The sequence below is a fragment of the Parabacteroides sp. Marseille-P3160 genome, assembly GCF_900162725.1.
GTDB lineage: Bacteria > Bacteroidota > Bacteroidia > Bacteroidales > Tannerellaceae > Marseille-P3160.
Genome location: NZ_LT799418.1, coordinates 2,904,417 through 2,930,104 on the forward strand (window position 1 = coordinate 2,904,417; position 25,688 = coordinate 2,930,104).

Annotated in this window: 23 protein-coding genes, 1 tRNA gene and 2 pseudogenes; 11 read left to right on the forward strand and 15 right to left on the reverse strand. The window is 43.9% G+C overall.

Features of this window, described 5'->3' with window-relative positions; all coding sequences use genetic code 11:
- Positions 1 to 75: 75 nt before the first annotated feature.
- From BQ8014_RS11570 to nusB, 5 genes are all read right to left on the reverse strand, one after another.
- On the reverse strand, positions 76 to 504 hold the full coding sequence (locus BQ8014_RS11570; protein WP_080904477.1) for a DUF5606 family protein: 429 nt from the start codon (positions 502 to 504) through the stop codon (positions 76 to 78).
- 163 nt (positions 505 to 667) lie between these two features.
- Complete coding sequence (gene coaE, locus BQ8014_RS11575) at positions 668 to 1,264, reverse strand: dephospho-CoA kinase (protein ID WP_080904478.1); 597 nt, start codon at positions 1,262 to 1,264, stop codon at positions 668 to 670.
- Positions 1,242 to 2,249 carry a CdaR family protein gene (locus tag BQ8014_RS11580; RefSeq protein ID WP_234998034.1) on the reverse strand — a complete coding sequence of 336 codons (1,008 nt, stop codon included), beginning with the start codon at positions 2,247 to 2,249 and terminating at the stop codon, positions 1,242 to 1,244. Before BQ8014_RS11580 ends, coaE begins: the two co-directional genes overlap by 23 nt.
- 51 nt (positions 2,250 to 2,300) lie before the next feature.
- Positions 2,301 to 2,612, reverse strand: coding sequence for a preprotein translocase subunit YajC (yajC, locus tag BQ8014_RS11585; protein ID WP_080904480.1), 312 nt, complete (start codon positions 2,610 to 2,612; stop codon positions 2,301 to 2,303).
- A gap of 68 nt (positions 2,613 to 2,680) precedes the next feature.
- The gene (nusB, locus tag BQ8014_RS11590) at positions 2,681 to 3,607 is read right to left on the reverse strand and encodes a transcription antitermination factor NusB (protein WP_080904481.1); all 927 of its coding nucleotides are present in this window, start codon (positions 3,605 to 3,607) and stop codon (positions 2,681 to 2,683) included.
- A gap of 263 nt (positions 3,608 to 3,870) precedes the next feature.
- On the opposite strand from nusB, the gene BQ8014_RS11595 reads away from it, so the two are divergent.
- The 6 genes from BQ8014_RS11595 (at position 3,871) to rimO (ending at position 12,089) form a co-directional block, all read left to right on the forward strand.
- Positions 3,871 to 5,235 (forward strand): Gfo/Idh/MocA family protein, encoded by a 1,365-nt coding sequence (locus tag BQ8014_RS11595; RefSeq protein ID WP_080904482.1) that lies wholly within the window; start codon positions 3,871 to 3,873, stop codon positions 5,233 to 5,235.
- 4 nt (positions 5,236 to 5,239) lie between these two features.
- Entirely contained in the window at positions 5,240 to 6,166 is a 927-nt protein-coding gene (locus BQ8014_RS11600; RefSeq protein ID WP_080904483.1) for a sugar phosphate isomerase/epimerase family protein, read from the forward strand.
- Between the two features lie 114 nt (positions 6,167 to 6,280).
- Positions 6,281 to 8,617, forward strand: a complete 2,337-nt coding sequence (locus BQ8014_RS11605) for an ATP-dependent helicase (RefSeq protein WP_080905939.1) — start codon at positions 6,281 to 6,283, stop codon at positions 8,615 to 8,617.
- A complete protein-coding gene (nspC, locus tag BQ8014_RS11610) occupies positions 8,614 to 9,756 on the forward strand; it encodes a carboxynorspermidine decarboxylase (protein ID WP_080904484.1) in 1,143 nt (380 codons plus the stop codon). The genes BQ8014_RS11605 and nspC overlap by 4 nt, the downstream gene beginning before the upstream one ends.
- Positions 9,757 to 9,825: 69 nt before the next feature.
- Complete coding sequence (ftsY, locus tag BQ8014_RS11615; protein WP_080904485.1) at positions 9,826 to 10,776, forward strand: signal recognition particle-docking protein FtsY; 951 nt, start codon at positions 9,826 to 9,828, stop codon at positions 10,774 to 10,776.
- On the forward strand, positions 10,773 to 12,089 hold the full coding sequence (gene rimO, locus BQ8014_RS11620; protein WP_080904486.1) for a 30S ribosomal protein S12 methylthiotransferase RimO: 1,317 nt from the start codon (positions 10,773 to 10,775) through the stop codon (positions 12,087 to 12,089). The genes ftsY and rimO overlap by 4 nt, the downstream gene beginning before the upstream one ends.
- 206 nt (positions 12,090 to 12,295) lie before the next feature.
- Here rimO and pgk read toward each other — a convergent pair whose 3' ends face one another.
- Both pgk and BQ8014_RS11630 read right to left on the reverse strand, forming a co-directional pair.
- On the reverse strand, positions 12,296 to 13,558 hold the full coding sequence (gene pgk, locus BQ8014_RS11625; RefSeq protein ID WP_080904487.1) for a phosphoglycerate kinase: 1,263 nt from the start codon (positions 13,556 to 13,558) through the stop codon (positions 12,296 to 12,298).
- Positions 13,559 to 13,643: 85 nt separating this feature from the next.
- The gene (locus BQ8014_RS11630; protein ID WP_080904488.1) at positions 13,644 to 14,117 is read right to left on the reverse strand and encodes an alanyl-tRNA editing protein; all 474 of its coding nucleotides are present in this window, start codon (positions 14,115 to 14,117) and stop codon (positions 13,644 to 13,646) included.
- 699 nt (positions 14,118 to 14,816) lie between these two features.
- Between BQ8014_RS11630 and BQ8014_RS11635 the strand changes: the two genes are divergently transcribed.
- From BQ8014_RS11635 to BQ8014_RS11645, 3 genes are all read left to right on the forward strand, one after another.
- Entirely contained in the window at positions 14,817 to 15,269 is a 453-nt protein-coding gene (locus BQ8014_RS11635; RefSeq protein ID WP_080905940.1) for a helix-turn-helix domain-containing protein, read from the forward strand.
- A gap of 73 nt (positions 15,270 to 15,342) precedes the next feature.
- Positions 15,343 to 16,125 (forward strand): dihydroorotate dehydrogenase electron transfer subunit, encoded by a 783-nt coding sequence (locus BQ8014_RS11640; RefSeq protein WP_080904489.1) that lies wholly within the window; start codon positions 15,343 to 15,345, stop codon positions 16,123 to 16,125.
- Positions 16,113 to 17,027 carry a dihydroorotate dehydrogenase gene (locus BQ8014_RS11645; RefSeq protein ID WP_080904490.1) on the forward strand — a complete coding sequence of 305 codons (915 nt, stop codon included), beginning with the start codon at positions 16,113 to 16,115 and terminating at the stop codon, positions 17,025 to 17,027. Before BQ8014_RS11640 ends, BQ8014_RS11645 begins: the two co-directional genes overlap by 13 nt.
- Positions 17,028 to 17,123: 96 nt before the next feature.
- Here BQ8014_RS11645 and scpA read toward each other — a convergent pair whose 3' ends face one another.
- Both scpA and mutA read right to left on the reverse strand, forming a co-directional pair.
- Entirely contained in the window at positions 17,124 to 19,268 is a 2,145-nt protein-coding gene (gene scpA / locus BQ8014_RS11650) for a methylmalonyl-CoA mutase (RefSeq protein WP_080904491.1), read from the reverse strand.
- 13 nt (positions 19,269 to 19,281) lie between these two features.
- On the reverse strand, positions 19,282 to 21,135 hold the full coding sequence (mutA, locus tag BQ8014_RS11655; protein WP_080904492.1) for a methylmalonyl-CoA mutase small subunit: 1,854 nt from the start codon (positions 21,133 to 21,135) through the stop codon (positions 19,282 to 19,284).
- Between the two features lie 254 nt (positions 21,136 to 21,389).
- On the opposite strand from mutA, the gene BQ8014_RS11660 reads away from it, so the two are divergent.
- Positions 21,390 to 21,465: transfer RNA gene (locus BQ8014_RS11660), tRNA-Glu, on the forward strand.
- Positions 21,466 to 21,958: 493 nt separating this feature from the next.
- A complete protein-coding gene (locus BQ8014_RS11665) occupies positions 21,959 to 22,324 on the forward strand; it encodes a hypothetical protein (RefSeq protein ID WP_080904493.1) in 366 nt (121 codons plus the stop codon).
- Positions 22,325 to 22,673: 349 nt separating this feature from the next.
- Here BQ8014_RS11665 and BQ8014_RS19735 read toward each other — a convergent pair.
- From BQ8014_RS19735 to BQ8014_RS11700, 6 genes and pseudogenes are all read right to left on the reverse strand, one after another.
- Positions 22,674 to 22,883 (reverse strand): annotated as a pseudogene (locus tag BQ8014_RS19735) (hypothetical protein); the annotation flags it as partial.
- A gap of 52 nt (positions 22,884 to 22,935) precedes the next feature.
- Positions 22,936 to 23,241, reverse strand: a pseudogene (locus BQ8014_RS11680) (hypothetical protein); the annotation flags it as partial.
- Between the two features lie 189 nt (positions 23,242 to 23,430).
- Positions 23,431 to 23,796: a helix-turn-helix domain-containing protein gene (locus BQ8014_RS11685; RefSeq protein ID WP_080904495.1), complete on the reverse strand. Its 366-nt coding sequence runs from the start codon at positions 23,794 to 23,796 to the stop codon at positions 23,431 to 23,433.
- A 4-nt stretch (positions 23,797 to 23,800) separates the two neighbouring features.
- Complete coding sequence (locus BQ8014_RS11690; RefSeq protein WP_080904496.1) at positions 23,801 to 24,094, reverse strand: type II toxin-antitoxin system HigB family toxin; 294 nt, start codon at positions 24,092 to 24,094, stop codon at positions 23,801 to 23,803.
- A 168-nt stretch (positions 24,095 to 24,262) separates the two neighbouring features.
- Entirely contained in the window at positions 24,263 to 24,562 is a 300-nt protein-coding gene (locus BQ8014_RS11695; RefSeq protein WP_080904497.1) for a hypothetical protein, read from the reverse strand.
- Positions 24,563 to 24,727: 165 nt separating this feature from the next.
- Positions 24,728 to 25,603 (reverse strand): helix-turn-helix domain-containing protein, encoded by an 876-nt coding sequence (locus BQ8014_RS11700; protein ID WP_139785121.1) that lies wholly within the window; start codon positions 25,601 to 25,603, stop codon positions 24,728 to 24,730.
- Between the last annotated feature and the right edge of the window lie 85 nt (positions 25,604 to 25,688).

Genomic DNA, 25,688 nt, shown 5'->3' on the forward strand with positions numbered 1-25,688 from the left:
CCGATAATAAAATAGCCGATCATCGCATTTAAAGCGGACGACCGGCTATTTGTATGATAATAGTGCTATTTCTTCCTATTTCTCTTCGGCGGAAGGAGCCGCTTTCTCTTCGTTGGCCGTTTTATATTCTGTAATTCCGGCTCCAATCAGAAGATTGTACCACGTGATCAACTTGCTTATATTGCTTGGATAAACCCGGCTACGATCAAAATTCGGCTGAATGCCGGCAAAATAATCACGCAGTACATCCGGTTGGGCGGAAGCTTCCACAGAAGCTTTCTCTCCATTCTCCTTCTCTCTCATCACAGTCAGAATATCAGCCAAAGGAACCTCGCCGTCAGTCGTATACATGGCAATATCGCCCAAAGAGGTGATCTTATCCTTTGCATACGCAGGCATCCGTTTTCCATTAACTAAAGACTCTACAATCAACATGTTCTTACCCTGTGAAACTAATTTGTATAACCCGGGTTTTCCCGAAATAGACAAGATTGTCTTCAACATAACACTTTTATTTTCTTTATTTATTTATAAAATTCAAGGGTACAAATGTAATATAAATCTCCGCAAAGCAACAACTCCCAGCTGAAATAAACCTAAAAGGCAAAACCGCTTCATTACTTCGAAACTTACTATCAATAAGATAAAAGAAAAAAAATAGAAAAAATCAAAGCCCGAGCGTAGCAAGGAAGGCCTCCACTTGCGGGATCAAAGCCCGATGGCCGTCATTGTAGATAACATAATCGGCACGTTCTTTCTTTATTTCGTCGGAAAGTTGATTCCGGATCCGTTTTAAAATCTCTTCCCGGCTAAACTGGTCCCGCTCTTGTACGCGTGCAATGCGAAGCTCCAGCGGAGCATATACCATCAAAGTCGTATCTACACAACGGTCGAAACCCGATTCGAATAAGATCGCCGATTCCATGGCGCAATAAGGCGTTTCCTGTCCGTCCACCCACCGGCGGAAATGATCTCCCACCACCGGATGTATGATGGCGTTCACCTTCTTAAGGTTATCCGGCTGTGTAAAAATAAAAGAGGCCAGTTTTCTTTTATCCAATCCTGCGTCCGTATATAAGGATTCTCCAAAGAGGTCTGTCAACCCCTCACGGATTATGGGGGATTCGTTTGTCAGGCGCTTGCTTTCGACATCCGCAATGTAAACGGGAATTCCATAGACCTCTAACAGGGAAGCCAGAACGGATTTTCCGCTACCTATACCTCCGGTAATGCCGATTCGCTTATTCCTGGGGAGCTGTTTCATCGCCGGCTTTCTCCGGTTGGGGAGAGGTCTTTTGTTCAAGTAAAAATTCAATCTGGTTCGGAGAAAGCGTGACGTCCGTCACCCAGTCGGGCTTTTTAAACAAGGTCAGGTCGACAAGCCCGCTCTTATTATCCTTCAGATCTTTAAATGAAATACTCACACCGAAGTCTACATCGGACAGATATTTGAAACGGGACATCGGAATATTGCAAACCACATTCACATTTGAAGGAAAAGTCCGTACGGTGTATTGAGACGGAAGATCCGGGCAAATAATAGGGATGGAAAGTGTCTTTTCCGTATATTCTTCCACAGGGATCGTAACCGTCACTTCTGCCGGCTCGACATTGGCCCCTTTAGGAGCGATGACCTTTACCTTTTGCACGATCCTCTGGTTCGTCTTCCATTCGGCATAGGCTGTTTTAAGGACTGATATGGAATCGAAAGCCCCCTGGCTGGCATAGACCTTTACAGTCGCCGGTGTAATGCGAATGCTGTCCGAAACCTGAAAGCCCGCATCAGGCTGCACTTTCCCGGCAAAAACGACGGGAACCTCCCTACTTATTAACTTTCCGTAGCTTACCCGGATCTCACGAGGTGCAAAACTGATCAATGATGTGGTCGAAATCAATTGCTTCAGAAGATCCGCCTCTATATTTTGCTTGCTGACCAGGACTTTTTCCTTTTGATCCAAAGGCAGGTTCTTCATATTGATCTCTATCGGAGCCAGAGTACGTCCCAGGGAGTAATTAAGCAGCACATTCCCTCTATCCTTTACTTTGATAATTAGCTTTTCCGGCCGGTCTTCCGAGAAATGGATACTGGGCGGAATATTCCGGTAACGGATCGGAACCGACAATTCGATTTCATATTCCTGCTTCAAGCTCTGCATTAGCCAGAAGCCGGAGGCTAAAAGGACAAACGCACAAAAGGTAAAAGCTTCCCTCCAATGAAATTCTCGGAAAGAAGCCTTTACCTTTTTCATTACAGACTTGAAAGGCATGTTTTTATGTTCAAGCCGTGGCATTTGGTTTTCTTATTTTTGCTGAGGGCCTTGGCCTGTTGCAAATACGGAAGTTTTATCGATGCGAATCTTAACGCCGTCGGCTATTTCAAGTATCATAAAAGTATCACCCACTTCTTTGATTTTCCCGTAGATACCACCGGAAGTAATTACGGCATCTCCTACTTTCAATGCTTCACGCGCTTTTTGTATTTCCTTTTGTTTTTTTTGTTGGGGACGGATCATAAAAAAATAGAAAATCGCGATGATAACAACCATCATGAAAATTCCGGACCATTGCGATTGTCCGCCGGCAGCTTGGAGCAAAACATTTAATAGCATCATACTCTTTTATTTATAATTAGTTTGTATTGTAAATATCTAACAGTCACTTACAAAAATAAGGATTATTCTTAATCCTTCAATAGAATCTTTTCTTTTTTTAGATCCTTTACCACCGAATCCAAAATTCCGTTTATAAATGTTCCGCTTTTAGGCGTACTGTAAAACTTCGCTGCGTCGATATATTCGTTCAATGTGACGTTTGTCGGGATCGAGGGGAAATTAAGTAATTCCGCCAAAGCCACCTGCATGATAATCAAATCCATATTGGCGATACGTTCCGTCTCCCAGTTTTTCATATGTTTCTCTATCAAATCCCGGTAATTCGCTTCATTCAATACGGATTGGCGGAAAAGAGCAATGGCGAATTCTTCGTCTTCACGATCCTTAAACATCGGCAAAAGAGATTGGGCGGCTCCCTTCGATTCATCGAACTTCTTGATCGTTTTAATGACGAATGTTTCGATGATTTCGATATCGTCGTTCCAATAGATACATCTATCTTCCAAATATTCTTCAATATTTTCATTTCCACAAATCAACCGTTTGAAGACCAAACGCCAGAACTCCCGGTCGGTTTCATAAGAATCATCCGGATTTTTGATATATTCATCGTAAATATCGGACTTTATGATAAGTTCCAATATCGATCTAAGAAAATCATCTTCGCCATTCCATGAGATGTTTTCGTTCAGAAGATACGTTTTCAACGTCTTGTTTTCTTTCAACTGTTTTGCAAAACGATTCTCGATCAGACGTATGTTCGGATTCAGTTCCGATTCTTTCGGAATGTATTTATTACGCCGATTATCGACAATAAGTTCTTGTAAATAAGTTATATCAGTAATCAAGAGAAGAAAATAGTAGTACAAATCATAAGACTTGCGTAGGCTAAGCTGCAATTCCTTTTCTGCCGCTTGCAAATCTCTGCTTCCGTTTTGATAGTACGCGAATAAAATCTGCAAAACCTTAATACGGATTAAAATTCGATTGATCATTGTTTGAAGGAACTTCTTTTGTTATATTTGCTGCAAAGGTAGTTATTCTTTTTTAATAGTCGAAAAAAAATAATGCAATGAATCCTTTATTTAAATTTCACCGGTAAAATCCGGTTAATTGAATAAAAGAAATCAGTTGCCGGATATCTCTCGGATTTTTATCGAGATTTCGGAATTATTTCATTGAGACATAAATTAAAAGCTTTAAATTTGTACTATTGCAAAATTCTGATTTTAATCCTATTATTATAATATACACAAGCATGAAAGAAAGTCTTAAATTAACCAGACGTAATTTTTTTAAGAATTCGGCGCTGGGAGCAATCGGAACCTTGTCCGTTCCCTCCTTTCTGACCGGATGTACGAACTCTTCTAAAGAAACAAAATCAAAGGACGTATCTGTCCCTGAAATTCTGAAAACCGCACCGGAAGGAAAACCATTAAAAGCAGGATTAGTCGGATGCGGCGGCCGGGGAACCGGTGCGGCCTGTAATTTTCTGGATGCGGGCAGCGGCCTGCAGGTAACAGCGCTTGGCGATGTATTCCAGGATAAACTGGATGCTTGCCGGAAAACGCTGGAAGAAAAAGGACAAAAGGTCGCGGACGAAAACTGCTTCATCGGCTTCGACGCTTACAAGAAAGTTGTCGATTCCGGAGTAGACGTGGTGCTTCTCTGTACGCCTCCCGTCTTCCGTCCCTCCCATTTCGAATACGCCATAGGAAAGAATAAACATTGTTTTATAGAGAAGCCCTGCGCCGTGGATCCGGTGGGAGCCAGGCAGATGCTGATGTTGGGGAAACGAGCCGCCCAACTCGGGCTGTCGGTTATCAGCGGTACCATCCGGCGTTCGCAAAAGGATTGTATAGAAACTTTCAGGCGCGTAGCTGGAGGAGCCATCGGCGAAATCGTTTCGGCACACGTTACCCGCCTGGGAGGCGCTTTGTGGTTCGTGCAACGCCGTCCGGAATGGAACGATATGGAATATATGCTGCGCGACTGGGTGAATTTCTGCTGGACTTCCGGCGACTTGGTAGTCGAGCAATTCATCCATGAGATCGATATGATGACCTGGTTCATGGGAGACAAACATCCCGTTCGTGCAGAAGCGACGGGAGGACGCCAACGTCGGGTTACAGGCGACATGTACGATTTCTTCAGCATTGAATATGTCTATGAAAACGGACATCGCGCCCATTGTACTTCCCGCCAGATCGGCGGCTGCGATTATACACATAATGTAATGATATATGGGACAAAGGGATATACCAACTGTTTCGATACGATTTTCAATCTTGACGGCAGCGTGGCGTGGAAGTATCCATATCCAAAACCGGAAGATGCAGACCAGTCGATGGCGGTGCCGGATCCGTACGTACAGGAGCTGATCCGCTTGGTGACCGCGATCCGCACTAACAAGCCGATCAATGACGTCGAGCAACACGTGCAATCCACCCTGATGGCCATCATGGGGCGCGAATCAGCTTATACCGGTAAATTCGTCACCTGGGACCAGATCATGGCTTCCACAATGAAACTTGGGCCGGAGACCTACGCCTTCGGGCCTGTTCCGGGAATCAAGGAAGAGATACCGGTCGCGGGCGAAGCTCCCCAGTTACCTAAAATATAATCAGATGAAACGACGTAACTTTATAAAAAACACCCTCCTGACCGCCGGAGCGCTTTCCCTGCCTTCGTTGCATGGAAAAGCTTCGGAGAGTAAGGCGGCATTGAGCAATCCGGTTATCGCGAACGGCACGGCAGATGCTTTCCGCAAATCAATCATGTGGGGAACCGTCAGTATGGAAGGCACCGTATTGAATAAATGCAAGATCATCCGGGCGGTTGGATACGATGGAATCGAGCCGAGCAGCCACATGAACCGCCAAGAAGTAATCGACGCCCTGAAGGAAACCGGGCTGGTCGCTTCCGGCGTTTGCTGCTCTACGCATTGGGACAAACCGCTTTCTTCTCCCGATGCCGCTACCCGGCAGGAAGGAGTGAACGGGGCAATCATCGCTTTGGAAGATGCGAAAGCCTATGGTACGGACGCCGTCCTGCTTGTCCCCGGTATAGTGAATGAATTCATCACTTACGACGAATGTTGGGATCGTTCCACTGAAGAAATAAAGAAACTGATTCCCGTTGCCGAAAGGCTCGGGGTGAGAATTTGCATCGAGAACGTATGGAATAATTTTCTATTAAGTCCGATCGAAGCATGTAAGTATATAGACCAGTTCAATAGTCCCTACGTACGTTTCTATTTCGATTGTGGAAACATCCTCGTATACGGTTGGCCCGAACAATGGATCCGGATACTGGGAAACCGTATCGGACGGATTCATATTAAGGAATTCAGCAAAAAAACAGCGGATGAAAAAGGACGTTGGGCCGGGTTCAACGCCAAGCTGACCGAAGGCGATGTCAATTGGAAAAGAGTGTTGGAAGAAGCGCGTAAATCTTATGCAAGCGACTGGCTCACCACTGAACAAGGCAGTTCCAAAACGCCTGAAGATCTCCACGACTTAATCCGGCGGTTTGACAAACTGCTGAAGATGTAGACATCCTTCCATAATATCCAAATCTTTTCTACCTTTGTAAAAAATTACGTGGAAAGGCGGGCTTGCCTGCTCTTTCCACGTTTATATCGACTTGTCCTGATAGATCAATTCTGGGTGGAAACATATTTGAACCAATTAAATAAAAGTCAGAGGGAGGCAGTGGAATATTGCAGCGGCCCTTCTTTAGTCGTGGCCGGCGCCGGTTCCGGCAAAACAAGGGTATTGACTTATAAGATTGCTTATTTGCTATCACAGGGGCTTCCCCCTTATAGCATTCTGGCGCTGACATTCACAAACAAGGCCGCGCGCGAAATGAAGGAACGGATTGCCGCTATTACGGGAGAAGAGACGGCACGCCGCCTCTGGATGGGGACTTTCCATTCGATTTTCTCCCGTATACTGCGAAGCGAAGCGACTCTATTGGGTTATCCCTCCCATTTTACGATCTACGACTCAACAGATTCAAAGAATCTAATCAAGGCCATCATCAAGGAGATGAAACTGGATGATAAAGTCTATCGTCCGGGAATGATTCAAAACAGGATTTCCAACGCCAAAAATTCGCTGATTACCTGGAATGCTTACGGGCAGAACAAGGAATTGATGGAAAACGATATCAAATCGAAGGTCCCCTATCTGCGCGAAATATACAAACAATACCAGAACCGAAGTTTTCAGGCCGGGGCCATGGATTTCGACGACTTGCTGATGCAAACCAATATCCTGTTCCGGGATTTCCCGGAAGTATTAGACAAATACGGACGCCTGTTCCGTTATATACTCGTCGACGAGTACCAGGATACCAACTTTGCCCAGCATCTGATCATACAGAAACTGAGCGCACTGCACCATCGGATTTGCGTGGTGGGCGACGATGCACAGAGCATCTATTCTTTCCGGGGAGCAAATATTGACAATATGCTGCAGTTTCAGGAGAATTACCCCGGATGCAGGATCTTCAAACTGGAACGCAACTACCGTTCGACGCAAAACATAGTTAATGCGGCCAACAGCCTTATCCTTAAGAACAAGGCTCAGATCTACAAGAGCGTCTATTCCGAAAACGACAAGGGGACGAAAGTGAAGGTATGCGGCACCTATTCCGACTATGAGGAAGGGTATATCGTCGCTTCCCAGATCAATAACCTGAAGAGAAGCAACCGCCAGTACGGGTATGCCGACTTTGCCATCCTCTACCGTACCAACGCCCAATCTCGTATACTGGAAGAGGCTTTGCGCAAGCAAAATATTCCCTATCGGATTTACGGGGGCTTATCCTTCTACCAACGAAAGGAAATCAAAGACATCATCTCCTATTTCCGACTGATCATCAATCCCAATGACGAGGAAGCTTTTAAGCGCGTTATCAATTATCCCGCCCGGGGCATCGGCGAGACGACGGTTCAGAAGTTGGTCACCGCCGCCCGCGAACAGAACCTGAGTTTGTGGACCGTCCTGCAGGAGCCGATAACCTACGGCATTTCCATTAACGGGGGGACCGCCCGGAAACTGGCGGATTTCCGCCAGCTGATCGACAACTTGATCGGAGAAAACGAACAATTTTCCGCCGAAGAGATTGCCCGCGAAGTCGTCCAACGGAGCGGTATAGCCAGCCTGCTCTATCAGGATCGCTCGGTCGAAGGAATCAGCCGCCAGGAAAATATGGAAGAGCTGCTGAAAGGAATCGCCGAATTCTGCGAAATCAGACGGGAAGAAGGCATGGAACAAGTTTCCCTTACGGATTTTCTTTCGGAAGTAGCACTTGCGACCGACCAGGATACCGATAAGGAAGAACAGGCGGACAAGATTACCCTCATGACGGTTCATGCCGCCAAGGGACTTGAATTCAGTAATGTATTCGTCGTCGGCTTAGAGGAAAACCTGTTTCCTTCACAAATGGTGCTGGATAATCCGCGGGGTGTGGAGGAAGAGCGGCGGCTGTTCTATGTGGCAATCACCCGCGCCCGCGAAAATTGTATCCTGACCTACGCCAAAAGCCGTTTCCGTAACGGGCAGACCAACTTCAGTTCCCCCAGCCGTTTCATTGCAGATATCGACCCGGTTTACCTGGAACTGCCGGAAGATGCATTCCCGGCCGAAGACCGGTTGGATAAGGAACCGGGACCCTTTCAATCGCGCCCGGCTTTCGCTTCACCTCTCCAACAGCCTAAACCCGAGCTGCGTACAGGGGTTACATCCCAACCGCGGGCAACAACAATCCCGACGCGCCGGCTAAGCCGGGTGGAGAAAGACAACGATTCTCCGGCGGCCGCCCCGGCGACGAATGTTCCCAGATTAAAAGCAGGGATGCAGGTACGGCACGACCGCTTCGGTGTCGGGAAAGTAACCGAAGTGGAGGGTAACGAAAAGGCGACTGTGGTTTTTGACAGTTTCGGAGAAAAAAACTTACTTTTGAAGTACGCAAAACTAAAGATTATAAAAGAGACATGATAGATATCCAATCGATTCCTTCTCCTTGCTATGTTCTGGAAGAGAAATTATTGCGTAATAATTTATCGCTTATTAAGAACGTAAAAGAACGCTCCGGTGCGAATATCATTCTTGCATTCAAGGCTTTCGCCCTATGGAAAGCGTTCCCGATTGTCCGGGAATACATTCCCTGCTCCACTGCCAGCTCGCCGTTCGAAGCCCGGTTAGCTTATGAGGAGATGGGGAATCCGGCGCATACCTATTCCCCGGCCTATACCGAGGCCGATTTTCCTGAGATATTGAAATACAGCAGCCATATTACCTTCAATTCGCTGTCGCAATACGAACGCTTTTATCCGATGGTTCCGGCCGGCGGAAAGCATATTTCCTGCGGACTGCGGATCAACCCGGAATATTCGGAAGTGGAAACGGAACTGTACAATCCCTGTGCTCCCGGCTCCCGGATGGGTATCGTCCGGGATTTATTGGGCGATACGCTGCCTGAAGGGATTGAAGGCCTCCATTTCCATACGTTGTGCGAATCCTCCTCTTACGACCTGGAAAAGACTCTAAAAGAGGTGGAAAGACGATTCGACCCGCTTCTCCGCCAGGCCAAATGGCTCAATATGGGAGGCGGACACCTGATGACCCGGAAAGGATACGATACAGACCATTTAGTGTCTTTGCTAAAGTCTTTCCGTGCGAAATATCCCAATCTGGAAATCATTTTGGAGCCCGGCAGCGCTTTCGCCTGGCAAACCGGATTCTTATTGGCGACGGTGGTGGATATTGTAGAGAATCATGGCATCCGGACTGCCCTGATGGATGCCTCGTTTACCTGTCACATGCCCGACTGCCTGGAGATGCCTTACCAGCCGGCCATTCGGAATGCCGTTATCGGGAAAATAGCCGGCAGACCCACTTACCGGATCGGGGGAAATAGTTGCCTGAGTGGTGATTATATGGGCGACTGGTCGTTCGATAAGGAGCTGAAGGTGGGCGACAAACTGATTTTCGAGGATATGATCCACTACACCATCGTTAAGACAACGATGTTTAATGGCATTCCCCATCCGGCCATCGCTTTATGGACGACCGACGACCGATTGGTCGTTTACCGTCGGTTCGGCTACGAAGATTACAAAGGACGAATGAGTTAAAGCTTTGCAGTTGCTTATTTTTCCGTATCTTAGCGGTGGCGTAAGAATTTGATTATAACAGCATAGAATATGGGTATATTTAGTTTTTTCAACAAGGATAAAAAAGAGAGCTTAGATAAGGGGTTATCGAAGACCAAAGACAGCGTTTTCTCCAAGATTACCAAGGCGATTGCAGGCAGAAGCAAGGTAGATGACGACGTGCTGGATAATCTCGAAGAGGTACTGATCAGCTCGGACGTCGGAGTAGACACGACGCTGAAAATCATCTCACGCATCGAAAAAAGAGCGGCGAACGATAAATACGTAACAACAGAAGATCTCACGAAGATATTACGGGAAGAAATCGCCGCACTCCTGACTGAAAACAATACGGTCGACGGCGACCAGTTCGAGTTTCCCGATAGGAAACCATACGTCATTATGGTGGTAGGCGTCAACGGCGTAGGCAAAACGACGACGATCGGCAAACTGGCCTACCAATTCAAGAAAAACGGGAAGAAAGTTTATCTGGGAGCAGCCGATACCTTCCGTGCGGCGGCCGTAGAGCAATTGGTCATCTGGGGTGAGCGCGTCGGCGTCCCCGTCATCAAGCAACGGATGGGTTCCGATCCGGCTTCGGTCGCTTTCGACACGCTGAGTTCGGCTAAAGCCAACGACGCCGATGTGGTGATTATCGATACCGCCGGCCGTTTACATAATAAAGTAAATTTGATGAACGAACTGACGAAGATCAAGAATGTGATGAAGAAGGTGGTTCCCGATGCTCCCCACGAAGTATTGCTCGTACTCGATGGTTCCACCGGTCAGAATGCATTCGAACAAGCCAAGCAATTTACCGCGGCGACCGAAGTGACGTCCCTGGCAATCACCAAACTGGACGGTACCGCGAAGGGCGGGGTGGTAATCGGCATCTCCGACCATTTCCGCATACCGGTCAAGTATATCGGATTGGGAGAAGGCATCGAAGATTTGCAGGTCTTCCGCAAAAAAGAGTTCGTAGATTCATTATTCGGTGAATGAGAAAAAATAAAGTAGACATCATTACCTTGGGCTGCTCCAAAAATCTGGTCGATTCCGAGCAACTCATGCGTCAATTCCAAGCTAACGGCTATACGGTCAAACATGACCCGGAAAAAGTAAACGGCGAAATCGTCGTAGTCAATACCTGCGGATTCATCGGGGATGCGCAGGAAGAGTCCATCAATATGATTCTCGAATTGGAGGAAGCAAAGAAGAAAGGCCGCATCGGACAGCTCATTGTCATGGGTTGTCTGTCGGAACGGTTCCTAAAGGATTTGAAAAAGGAACTGACTGGTGTGGACCGCTTTTATGGGAAATTCAACTGGAAAGAACTGATGAAGGATCTCGGGAAGTCCTATTACAGCGATCTGAGCTTCGACCGACTGCTTTCCACGCCCCGCCACTATGCATACGTCAAGATCGCCGAGGGTTGCAACCGCACCTGCTCCTACTGCTCTATCCCGCTTATCACCGGGCAATACCAGTCCAAACCGATAGAAGAGATCGAGCAAGAAGTCCGCCTGCTGGCCATCAAAGGGGTAAAAGAGTTCCAGATGATTGCTCAAGATCTCACCTATTATGGCCTGGATATATATAAAAGGCTTGCCCTTCCTGAACTGATGGAACGTTTATCTGCCATTCCGGGAGTGGAATGGTTGCGCTTGCACTACGCCTATCCCGCCCATTTTCCCTACGATCTGCTGCACGTCATGCGTGAACACGCCAATATCTGTAGCTATCTGGATATTGCCTTGCAACACATCAGCGATCCGATGTTGAAACGCATGAGAAGGAATATTACCAAGTCGGAAACGTATGAATTAATAAAACGGATACGCCGGGAGGTTCCGGGCATCCATCTCCGGACGACCCTCATGGTCGGCCATCCCGGAGAAACGGACCAGGACTTCGACGAGCTCGTGCAGTTTGTTAAAGAAATGCGTTTCGAACGCATGGGTGCCTTTGCCTATAGCCACGAGGCCGATACCTATTCATTCCGTCATTATGAAGACACAATCCCAATGGAAGTCAAGCAGGAACGCCTGGACTACCTGATGCAAATCCAGGAAAACATTTCCGGCGAGCTAAACGAAAAAAAGGTAGGGCATACGTTTAAAACCATCATCGACCGTGAAGAAGAAGATTTCTATATCGGCCGTACCGAGTTCGACTCCCCAGAAGTCGATCCGGAGATACTGGTTTCCAAGGAGAAGCCTCTCAAGATAGGGTATTTCTACCCCGTTTCCATCCAAGAAGCGGAAGCTTTCGACCTTTACGGCAAAGTACAGCCTCCCATCGAAACGGTCAGATGATTGCCCCTTATTTATTCCAAAACGAGTCAAAAAAAGAAAATGTGCCAAAAGTCATCGCCTATCAACTGAAAAATGGATAGCTATGAATGAACTTAGTCATAACTATGAACTAATTCAGTCATAACTATGAACGAACGCATTCATAGTTATGAGTTTTTGCAGGATTTTCTTTTGGCACAAACTCTTTAAGATATAGTATTTTTCTATCAATAACCTCTGATAGCTTCGATACCCGGAAGCACTTTTCCTTCGATCGCTTCGAGCAACGCTCCACCACCGGTCGATACGTAGGAAACACCGTCCGCCAAGCCGAATTTATTTACGCAAGCGACGGAATCACCTCCTCCTACGAGAGAGAACGCACCGTTCTTAGTAGCTTCAACGATGGCTTCTCCAACGCTTCTGGAGCCATGGGTGAAGTTGTCGAATTCAAAAACTCCCGTCGGGCCATTCCACAAAATGGTTTTCGATTTTTTGATTATGTCGGCATAGATGGCTTCTGTCTTAGGACCGATATCAAGGCCTTCCCATCCATCGGGAATCTTATCGACGTCGACAAAGGCTGTTTTAGCGTCGTTGCTGAAACTGTCGGCAATCTTTGTATCCACAGCCAAAACCAAATTCACTCCTTTTTCCTTGGCTTTCTTCAGAAGATCCAAGGCCAAATCGAGCTTATCATCTTCACAGATAGATTGGCCGATCGAACCGCCCAACGCTTTGGTAAAGGTATAGGTCATACCGCCGGTAATGATCAGGTTATCCACCTTATTCAACAGATTTTCAATAATTTCTATTTTAGAAGAAACTTTCGAACCTCCCATGATGGCCGTAAACGGACGGACAATATCATTAAGTATTTTTTCTACCGCTTTCACCTCTTTTTCCATCAGGTAGCCGAACATCTTATGGTCGGTATCAAAATAAGCTGCAATCAATGCGGTGGAAGCATGCGCACGGTGGGCTGTTCCAAATGCGTCATTCACATAGCAGTCTGCATACGAAGCCAAGGTTTCGGTAAACTTCTTCTGGCTTTCTTTTACTGCTTTTTTAGCAGCTTTCTTCTCCTCGTCGGAGGCATCTTCCGCTAATCCTCTCGGTTTCCCTTCTTCTTCAGCATAGAAACGAAGGTTCTCCAACAATAATACTTCACCCGGCTGCAAAGCGGAAGCTTTCACTTTGGCCTCTTCTCCGATGCAATCATTGGCAAACTGAACGTCTACACCCAATAATTCAGAGACATGAGGCAGAATATGTTTCAATGAAAACGTATCGGAAGGCCCTTTCGGACGTCCCAAATGAGAGCCTATAATAACACTTCCTCCATCATTGAGTATTTTCTTCAATGTCGGAAGGGCAGCCCGGATCCGGGTATCATCCGTAATATTAAAATTCTCATCTAAAGGAACATTAAAGTCAACCCTAACAAAAGCCTTTTTACCGGCAAAATTGAACTTGTCAATCGTTTGCATAACATTATTATTTAAATAGATTACTATGTTGTCTCAAGCATCGCAAATTTACACAAAAAAACAGGATGCTGAAATATATAAGCCATTATTCTGTCAGTTTAAACCGAACGCGCAAGCGTCCATCGGTAAAGTCGTGGGAAAGAAACTTGAAATGCCCGATTTCCGACGTATTTTGTACGTGATCGCCTATGCATGCACAGACGTCATAATCACCGATCCTGACAATGCGTAAGGTTTCCGAGGCATCATCGGGCAGTTTGCTTAGATCTACCAATTTCCCGGCTTTCTCCCAACTTACATACTCATAACTTACGGGTAAATGACGGTCGATCACTTCATTGATAATACGTTCTACTTCGTCTAATTTCTCCGCGCCCGGATCTTCCGCCAATTCATAATCGCATTTAGACTTCTTCCGTTCGATATGTGCATTTTTTGAGCGGGGACAGCCAAATAAACGAACCATTGTCTGGTTTAGAATATGTTCAGCCGTATGCATAGGAGGGTATTCCTTTTTATTATGTGCGTTTAGCTCCGTTTTTTCTTCTTGTATATCCATGCGTTCTATTTTATTAATTCATTGCGAAGATACATTTTTTCAATAATACGGTAAAAAACATTTGTAAACACAAGGGTCTTTTAAGAAGATGGTTTACTTTGTCATTTTGGCAGTATCATTGGTCTTTTAATTTCAAAAGAAACAAATATGTATAAATATTCTTCTGTTCACAAAAGTAAAAAGTACAAATAAATAACAGCAAGTAGACAAAAGTAACCGTAAAAACGAGTATAATTTATAAATAATAACATTGGATAGAGATATAAATGTAACGTATACAAAAAAGAATACGGTAGTTTACATTAGTTTGATAAATATCTATATACTCATTAATATTCAGATATATAAATAATAAAACTAAAGCAATACTTTCAATATGGGCTACAGAATTAAACACAAGCGTATACAAGAGAAAAATAGAAAGGATTATATATAGATTTATTAATTGTATATCATATAATTAATATTAATATATAAAGTAAAACTTCAATAGTATAAGCTTCCTATTTACAGTGAATCCAACCGTAAACAGGAGGGGAACAAGTCTTTGTTTACTTTTGTCACTTGTTCATTTTAGTAAACGCAAGTTGCATTTCTTAAATTATTTGTTATCTTTGTATCCTGTTTACATATATAACACATAATTATGTGAACGGACATTTTGGCTTATTTTTCACAAATTCATAAGGAAAAAAGATGATGAAAGAGCGCATTATTCGTATTATGGAGCATGAAGGGCTGACTTCCTCAAAGTTCGCAGAGCTTATCGGTATTCAGCGGTCTGCCGTATCGCATATTCTTTCCGGTAGAAATAATGCAAGTCTCGATGTCCTTATGAAAATACTGGAATGTTTCAATTATATCAATACCGACTGGCTTCTTTTCGGCAGAGGAGAAATGATGAAATCGGATGCCCGCCGCGGAACGCCCGATTTATTCTCAAATACGCCCCTAAATCGCCCCGAGGGAAGGACAGATACTGAATATCGCAAGGATTTGGGGGTTCAGCGCATCGAAATAGCACCGAAGCAAGCTGTAATAGAACAAGTTGCATACAAAGAAAGACCATCTAAGAATATCAGTAAAATAATGATTTTCTACTCAGATAACACGTACGAGACTTTTACCCCCGAGAAAAACAAAAAAGAGTAAACCTAAAGGTTCTGTCTATCCGGTATATTTCCACTATCTTTGCATAAATAATAGTGTGAGATTCTATACCCGTATGAAAAAATATATGTTAGACTTGGAGGTCACCGGGAATCTACGCCTTCATCCCAATTATTGTCTGCTGATATTAACAGCCGCCGAACCACTGCCGGATATGCTTCCGGGACAATTTGTGGAAGTGAAGGTCGAACATTCTTCAACGACTTTTCTTCGCCGCCCCATCTCGATTAATTATATTGATAGAGAAAAGAATGAACTGTGGTTGCTGATTCAGTTGATCGGTGACGGAACCCGGCGAATGGCCGAATATCAGACCGGAGACTTTATCAACCTCCTGCTTCCCTTGGGTAATAGCTTTACCACTGACATCCCCGGAGGGAAAGGACAAAGACTTTTACTGATAGGCGGCGGAGTCGGCACAGCTCCTCTCCTGTATTTGGGTGAAGTATTGAAAAAATCCGGCTATCAACCGGAATTCCTCCTCGGAGCCCGTTCACAGGGTGATGTACTTCAACTGGAAGATTTTAACAAAATCGGTCCCGTACATATAACGACCGAGGACGGTTCCCTGGGTGAAAAGGGATATGTAACCAATCATTCGATCTTACGGAATGCAGAGTACAATCGGATTTATACCTGCGGCCCCAAACCGATGATGGTAGCCGTAGCGAAATATGCGGCGGAAAACACAATCCCTTGCGAGGCTTCGCTCGAAAATACGATGGCGTGCGGCTTCGGCGCCTGCTTGTGCTGTGTGGAAGATACGCAGGACGGGAATTTGTGTGTATGTACGGAAGGACCGATATTTAATACAGAAAAATTGAAATGGCTGAATTAAGTGTAAATATAGGGGAACTGCGACTAAAGAACCCTGTCATGACGGCATCGGGCACCTTTGGATATGGCATTGAATATGCAGACTTTCTGGATATTTCGAGTCTCGGGGGAATTGTTGTCAAGGGAACCACGCTGGAGCATCGTGAAGGAAATCCCTACCCTCGCATGGCGGAAACTCCGGCCGGAATGCTGAACGCCGTTGGTTTGCAAAATAAAGGTGCCGACTATTTTGCCAAAACGATCTATCCGAAAATAAAGGATATCCGAACCCCTATGATTGTCAACGTGAGCGGGTCTTCCGTAGAAAGTTATGTAAAATGCGCCGAAATTATTGCTTCGCTGGATAATATCCCGGGCATTGAGTTGAATATTTCCTGTCCGAACGTAAAGGAAGGGGGCATGGCATTCGGCGTAAGCTGTGCGGGAGCCGCAGAAGTTGTCCGTGAAGTTCGCAAAGTTTACCCAAAAACACTGATCGTCAAACTGTCTCCAAATGTAACGGACATTGCCGAAATTGCCCAGGCAGTCGAAGCGGAAGGAGCCGACTCTATTTCTTTGATCAATACCGTTTTAGGAATGGCAATTGATGCGGAAAAGCGGAGACCGATTCTGTCGACCGTAACCGGGGGACTCTCCGGACCTTGTGTGAAACCGATCGCCTTGCGCATGGTTTGGCAAGTCTATCAGGCCGTTAAAATTCCAATTATCGGGATGGGAGGCATTTCCAACTGGAAAGATGCTGTTGAATTCATCCTGGCAGGTTCTACAGCCATCCAAATCGGAACCTATAACTTTATTGATCCGACTATTTCTGCTAAAGTCATAACCGGTATTAACGAATATCTTGACCGAAAAGGATTTAAGTCGGTACAGGAGTTGATTGGTGCTTTGGAAATCGGCTGAAAATCCGGAATACCCATCATAAAGTATATATGGCAAACAAAAAGAGAGGGGGCATATTAGAATGCTCCCTCTCTTTCCTTATATAAGCTTCCCTATTTATTCGTCCAACAGTATCTCCAAGATCTGGCAAGCCGCCTTGGTGACAGATGTGCCAGGCCCGAAGATGGCGGCTACACCGGCCTTATACAAGAAATCATAGTCCTGTACGGGAATAACTCCTCCGGCGATGACGATAATATCCGGGCGCCCTAAGGCTTTCAGCTCCTCTATTACTTGCGGAACCAACGTTTTATGACCGGCTGCAAGAGAAGAAACGCCCAACACATGCACGTCATTCTCAACGGCTTGGCGTGCCGCTTCGGCCGGAGTCTGGAACAAAGGACCCATGTCGACGTCGAATCCACAATCCGCATAGCCGGTCGCAACGACTTTCGCACCGCGATCGTGTCCATCCTGTCCCATCTTGGCAATCATAATACGCGGTTGCCTCCCTTCTTTTTTCGCAAACTTTTCAGCCAGCTCGCAAGCATGCTGAAAATCATGATCCTGTTTTGTCTCTGATGAATACACGCCTGATATGGTTCTAACAATTGCTTTATATCTACCTACCACTTCTTCGCAAGCATCCGAAATTTCACCTAAGGAAGCACGCAGTCCGGCTGCCTTTATGGCCAAATCCAGCAAATTGCCTTTCTTCGTCCGGACACATTCGGTCAGATCGGCCAATGCTTTCCGGACAGCTGCCTCGTCCCGGTTGGCACGAAGTTGTTTCAACCGCTCGACCTGCTGGTTACGCACTGCCGTATTATCAATTTCGAGGATGTCGATCGGATCTTCTTTTTCCAGACGGTATTTATTGACTCCGACAATCGTTTGCACGCCGGAGTCGATCCGCGCCTGAGTACGGGCGGCGGCCTCTTCAATGCGCATCTTCGGCAAGCCGGTCTCGATTGCTTTTGCCATTCCTCCTACACTCTCTACTTCCTGGATCAGTTCCCAGCCTTTGTGTACCAGTTCGTTTGTCAAACTCTCCACATAATAGGAACCTGCCCAGGGATCGATCTCCTTGCATATTTGCGTTTCCTCCTGGATATAAATCTGCGTATTCCGGGCGATACGCGCGGAGAAATCCGTCGGCAAGGCGATCGCTTCGTCCAACGCATTGGTGTGCAACGATTGCGTATGTCCCAATGCAGCAGCCATCGCTTCGATGCAAGTACGTCCTACATTATTGAATGGATCCTGTTCGGTCAGCGACCAACCGGAAGTCTGGCTATGTGTACGTAACGCCAACGATTTCGGATTCTTCGCTCCAAAACTCTTGACAATCTTCGCCCACAACATGCGGGCGGCGCGCATCTTCGCTATTTCCATGAAATGATTGACCCCGATCGCCCAGAAAAAGGAAAGGCGGGGAGCAAAAGCATCCACATCGATTCCGGAGTTGATTCCGGCGCGAAGGTATTCCATTCCATCCGCCAAGGTATAGGCCATCTCGATATCCGCCGTTGCCCCGGCCTCCTGCATGTGATAACCGGAAATGGAGATGGAGTTGAACTTCGGCATTTTCTGCGATGTATATTCAAAAATATCGGCAATGATCCGCATGGAAAATTCAGGTGGGTAGATATAGGTATTACGCACCATAAACTCTTTCAGAATATCATTCTGAATCGTTCCGGCCATTTCCTCGAGATGGGCTCCCTGCTCCAAACCGGCATTGATATAAAAGGCGAGAATCGGCAATACGGCGCCGTTCATCGTCATGGATACGGACATCTTGTTCAACGGAATGCCGTCGAACAGCACTTTCATATCTTCCACAGAACAAATCGATACCCCGGCTTTGCCGACGTCGCCCACCACCCGCTCGTTATCCGCATTGTACCCGCGGTGAGTCGGAAGGTCGAAAGCGACCGAAAGTCCTTTCTGCCCGGCGGCCAGGTTCCGGCGGTAAAACGCATTGGATTCTTCGGCTGTAGAGAAGCCCGCATATTGGCGAATGGTCCACGGGCGCATCGCATACATTCCGCTGTATGGTCCCCTAAGGAAAGGAGGAATTCCGGAGGCATAATGAAGATGCTCCATACTCTCCAAATCTTCCTTGGTATAGACCGATTTAACCTCGATGTGTTCAGGCGTTTTCCAATCGGCTTTGATGCCGTTTGCCTTTGCCCACTCCGCCCCATCGACCGATGCGAAGCCGGCATTTATATCTATCTTTTTAAAATCTGGTTTCATACTGCTTCCTCCTTTATTCTATGCCTAACAGGGCGTTAAATGTCTTCAATGTTTCCAGCACATTACTTTTCACATTGATAAAATATTCGATACCCTGCGTTTTCAACTCCTCCGAACAGGCAGGAGCTCCCGCAACGACAAATAATTCCTTACCTTTTACCAATTCATAGGCTTCGGGTGCAAAGACTGCATATTCGTCATCACTGGAGCAAAGCACAATCACATCGGCCTTTTTCTCGCGCGCCGCCTTCACTCCCGCTTCAACCGTTTCAAAGCCCAGATTATCTATTATCCGGTAACCTGCACAGGCAAAGAAGTTGGATGAGAATTGCGAACGAGCCAGACGCATGGCCAGATTCCCGATCGTCAGCATAAATACCTTAGGCGTTTTTCCACTCTTTTCGGTAGCCAGGCGAAGTTTTTCGAAATCGGAAGCCCCCCTGGAAAAGTCGAGCGACGGTATGCCGGACGCCGGAACGTTACCTGATTCCTGCTCTGTCCGTTTAATCTTATCGGCAGCCATCTCTGTGAAATTCGGGAACTGGTTGGTTCCAAGGAGGGAGAGCCGGCGTGTTGCTACCGCTTTGCGCCGCGCCTCGTTCGAGGCATTCACCGCCTTCTGGATCGCTCCGGAATGAATGGCCACATAAAAACCGCCTTGTTCATCCGTTTCGAGGAACAACTTCCAGGCGGCATCCGCCAATGAATTGGTCAGGACTTCCACATAATAAGAACCGGCGGAAGGATCCACCACTTTATCGAAATGACATTCTTCTTTCAATAATAATTGCTGATTCCGCGCAATACGCTCGGAGAAATCATCCGGCTCCTTGTAAATGGCGTCGAAAGGAGTCACTGAAATGGAATCGACTCCCGCAAGGGCGGCCGACATCGTCTCAGTCTGGGTACGCAACAGATTTACTTGAGCATCATAAATCGTCAGGTTCCAGTTTGAAGTGCGCGCATAAGCCACCATTTTCCCAGCCTCATCCTTATCCTTCGGTTCGTAAGCCGCTACAATTTCGGCCCATAACCAACGGGCGGTGCGAAACTTCGCTATTTCCATAAAATAATTGGAACTGATTCCAAAATTGAATTTGATCTTTCGGGCGATTTCACTTACCGTCAGGCCAGCATCCGACAGTTTGGACAGCAGCTCGTTTCCCCACGCCAAAGCATATCCCAATTCCTGGGTGATATAAGCTCCCGCGTCACTCAGTAAATAAGCATTTACTACAAGCGTCCTGTAATTAGGCAAGCTGTTTCCGGTTTTCAAAACTTTGACTGTTTCGTCTATCCAATTCTCCTGTTCCGTTCCTTGAACGAGCAATTTCTCAAACGGGTCATACTCCACCGAACCAAAACATTGGTTCAGGTCAGCCCCATGTTCTTTCAGGTAACCGACAAGAATACCAATCAGCTTCTCCGCTGCACCGCCGCAAGTTGCAAAGTTCAGCTCAACCGCCTCCGGTATAATGCCGTCGAGCAAAAGAGTGATACTCTCCCTGCTTACCGCCTCACCTTCCAAATAAAAACCGAGGGAATCAGCTCCCCTGTTCAACGCCTCTTTAGCCCTTCGGTTGGTCTCCTTGGGATCGTCCACTTTTAGATTCTGGCGAACTTTCCAATCGTTATCCTTTTTAGTTCCACGCACATAAGGAAACTCTCCGGGAAGAGACGCAGGAGTCTTCAATCCTTCAATATCCTCTGCACGATAAAAAGGGTTCACATTGAATCCTTCACCCGTTTTCCAAACAAGCTTCTTTTCAAAAGGCGCCCCTTTCAGGTCGGCCGTAATTTTCGCCATCCACTCTTCGGTAGACACGGGCGGAAATTCAGAGAAGAGCTTTTCTTTTAATTCTGCCATAATTAATTTGTTATATTAAGAAAACTTGATTTGTGCTTTCATCTATATAAATCGTTTCAAAATAGTATCTGGTCACACAATTTACAAAGGTAAAAGAAAAACGATTACCGCTCCAAATAGAAAGTGAAAAATGATCAAACGCCAAGCAAGAATGGGTAAGAAAAGGGATAGACATTGTAAAAAACTATGCAGGTAAGAATGGAGGAATCAAAAATTATCCGTACTTTTGTGGCATCATTAGAAATGAGTTTGAAGGTGGTATAGTGTAGTGGCCTAGCACGCAACCCTCTCACGGTTGAGACCCGGGTTCGATTCCCGATACCACTACCAAGTAAACCATTGAAAGTCCGTGTTATTCACGGACTTTTTTTGTTTATAAGCAGTTTAGTATATTTTCCAGATAGACAAACATACCCATTATTGGATATATTTAGACATTATTTTCTACCTTTGAAGACAAAGTAGAAAACAAGGTAGAAAATATGGATAACGCTATTATTAGATACGTGTTTGATCGAAAGAACGAATCTGACAATAAAAAAAACCGGACTTCTTCAGATTGAAGTAAGAGAAAAGGGAAGTAGCAACAAAATATATATATTTCTACCGGTATAAGATTGTTAAAAAACCAATTTTCAGACACACAGGGATTCACTTGCAAAAATCACCCTAATGTTTTCTATTTGTTCACCTTTAAGCATCACATATGTTACAAATAACAGAACAAAAACCGCCCTACTTATCACAAACGTATTATAATACATATATACTATTACGTTGTAATAGTAATTTCCCTACATTTGTATATCCCAATTAATTAGTTATGAAAAAGATACTTAGTCTATTATTTGCACTATCACTTATTATATCCTGCAACAAAGATGATTCTCCTGCCATGATAATGTCTGGAAATTATAAAGGAGTCATGCGTGATGGCAATGATGTATATAATGATGTATTATTGAAAGTCAGTGCTATTGATGAATCTACAGTATATTTAGAGTTTGAAGGTGAAAACGTTCCTATTCCTATGAGAATAGAAGTAAAAGAAGAAGAAGATAAAATTACCGATGTTGGCCCTCGAAATATAAATGGAATAGTCCTTGAGTATGTCATTTCATCAAGGATTATAAATTTTGGTATGCTGTCTATAATACATTGGTATGGATATGAAGGACACAGAATTTAAAAATACCCTTCTTTATATCTTTCTAATCCAGTAATATTTTCTTCGAATGCCTAAATACTTCAGATCGTATTGAAAAGTATACGCTTCTCTTTCAAATGAGATATTAGAATAAGCCTTCTTCCCGTACATGAATAGATTCACAAGCCACTCAACGACATATAGTACATAGAAGAACACATACAGCGACTCTTTCATTTGTGCTGTATGGATTGCTTCATGATTGAGCATAACCTTATCTATCATTACACCCTTGCACACGAATATTATCCCGAAAAGGTTGATCGCAGAAAATCCTTTAAGAGGGGTCACTTTGAATGGAAGCAAAGGGACTAGTTTAATCGGAATATCCAATAAGCAATGAACCTACGACTAAATCCATACGCTTGTGAGCTGCTAACAATACCTGGCGGAAATCGTCATAGATAAAACTAACGATCTCGTTAAGAGTTGCGTTTTAATCGGAAGGTTTAGCTGCATTATATTTGTCAATCAAATCCTGCAATTCGGAAAGACGGTCAATAGACATCTGGTAACGGTCACCCAGATAGGCAATCTCACCATCGAAGCATAGGTTTCATTGCTGTATTTACCGCATTAGCGATAATGGTGGCCATATCATCCGGTTTAGATGCCTGAGGAGTGTCTGTTTTCGAATTCGGATTGGGATTCTCGATAGATATACCGTCTTTAAGGTTATGCTTCTTCTCGTAGTTTCTAACTGCTGATTGAGTAGCATCCCCGGCACGAAAATCACCGTAACCTGTTAACACGTCCTGAAAACTAACTTCCTCCACAATGGTAGGTATTTGGCTTTCGTCCGTTTGACCTTCTGCTTTTTTAGTGGCTATCCGGTCAAGAATGGCAGGATCTATCCCATTAAATTTGGTCTTCAATGTTGCTAAAATCTTTTCTTTCATACCATATGAATTATTTATTAAATTCGTTTGTATAAAAGTAGTTGGAGGTTATTGGGTGGGGAAATTTTAAGGGGTTCCATCCACAACAATGGAGCGATTGTTGTAAAATCGGGTAGAATGTGAGGTTTGTAAACAAAAAAAGCGTGAAACCTTTCGGAATCACGCCTATCTAAGTTATTAAAATTCTCCTTATACTCCTAATACGATATTAGCATCAATATCCAATTTTTTGCTAATATCTCTAGCTATTTTCAGGGTAGGTTCACTCCTGCCTGTTAGATAATCGCTTACGCGTGATGGACTAACATTCAACATCTCTGATAGCTTGTTTTGATTAATTTTCATCTCGTACATACGGAGTTTAATAACATCCATCAAAGAAGGCCTTTTAATAGGATAATGTTCATCATCATAGTCTGCTACAAGATTTGAGAGCAATTCTAACTCAATGAGATTCTTATCACTCATTGGAGTATCTTCATCTACAAGGGAAAGAAGTTCTTCTATTCTTTCCATTGTCGCCTTATAGGCCGTTTCACTCATTATTTTTGCCATATTCTTAAATATTTGAACAATCTATTTTATCATAATCTTTATGTGCGCCGATATAACGGATATACACCATCTTTATTTTAAAATTAACCAGGACTACGAGTCTATAGTCGTTTCCTTTTATATTAAAAACATAACGTTGATTGCCTACACTATCTACACTATTAAAAGTTTTCTTTATATCAGCGAAACAAGACCAATCAGCTTGTTCTGCTTTAGTAAACCATTCTTCTAATGCTGTTTCTACCTCTGCGTGTTTTGTATAAAAAAGAACTAATGTCCTATGTGCAATAATTCTCATATCCTTGATTATTTAATGCAAAAATAATACTATATTTTTATATTACAATAATTAATTCTACATTTCAATAATTTAATAATAAAAATAGAAGGCTAAGCCGCTGGAATATTTGTCTTGACTGTTTGCAGCTTTGATGTCTGTGGCTCTTTAAGCTCTTCATCAACGCGGTCAATCATTCCAATCTTTCATTTGACGATATAATTCAATGTACTTTGACATAGGGTGATTCTGATTATCAATACCATATTCGCCATTAAACTCTAAATCAACCCTTTCTGTTCTATTATTACGTTTCTTGCCTTTCCTGTCTAAGGGATAACTTTGGGAAGCTCCTGTTCCCATTTTTAAGTACTTTATTGCCTTTATGAAGTGTTCGTGGATACTCAAAATCTCCAATGCAACTTTTTCTCCTGTACTTGGGCTAACATTATCCCTTACTTTGACAGCCAATTCACATAATGCAGTCATTATTTCGGGAGCTGATATAGGTTCTTTATGCGATACAACAACGGATTCACACGTTTCATTTTTTTTGATATTGACATCTAAAATAGTTATCTCTTTTAGTTTTTCCCATATTATCTATAGTTTTTCGGCTAAGTTCTTCACATCTCGGGAAACCCCAACAAGACACTAATGATTCTCTCTGTATTTTTTAGGTGTTAATCCGGTGTGTTTTTTGAAAAACTGGTTAAAAAAAGATGGATTAGGGAAATTATAATCTTCAGAAATCTGCAAGATAGTTTTTTGAGTATGACATAAAGATGCCTTAATTGATAAAATTGTCATATAAGAAATCCAATCTGAAGCTAATTTACCACTTGCTTTTTTAATAACCTGACCTAAATGTTTATCCGTGATGCACATCTGATTCGCATAAAATGAAACTCTTCTTTCCTTAGTATGGTATTTAGTTATAAGCTGTATAAAATGTTTGAATAATAGCGCTTTTCTATTTTTACTTATTTGGGGTGGAACATTATCATTCAAATTTTGCTGATAAATCGATGTCAATTCTATAATAAATCCATTCAATAGTGATTTAATAAGCTCGTCTCGATGTAATTGCATGTTGTTTTTATATCTTTTTAGAATAAATGAATGAAATTCAAGTATATCATTGATTTGTTTTTCTTCTAAGATAAGGTGATTTTCAAGCCTTTCAATATCTAACCCAGGAACAATATCCCAATTCGAAAAAAAGTCAATTGAAAAAAATAAAAATTCTATTTTTAGATCATCGCTCTTTTCTATAGGAATTAATAAACTTCCAGGAAATATTGTTAATAAAGTATTCTTTTTTATATGCCATTCTTTTAAGTTTATTTTTATTCTACATTCTCCCTCTTTAAATATAACAAGAGTAATTCCATCTAAGAAAAAAGGGGTAGAAAAATCAAGTTTTGGATAAACAAAATCTTCATCAGACAAAACAAAATAACTCAACAAACTACTATTTTGAGAATTCCAAGTTTGATTTTCATTTTTAACAATCACTGTTCTGTCCAATTATTTAAGTATTTTAAAATATAATCCAATATCTTTTTCTCCTGATACGTCAAAGATATTTATTTTTTCCCAAATTCCATCCTTT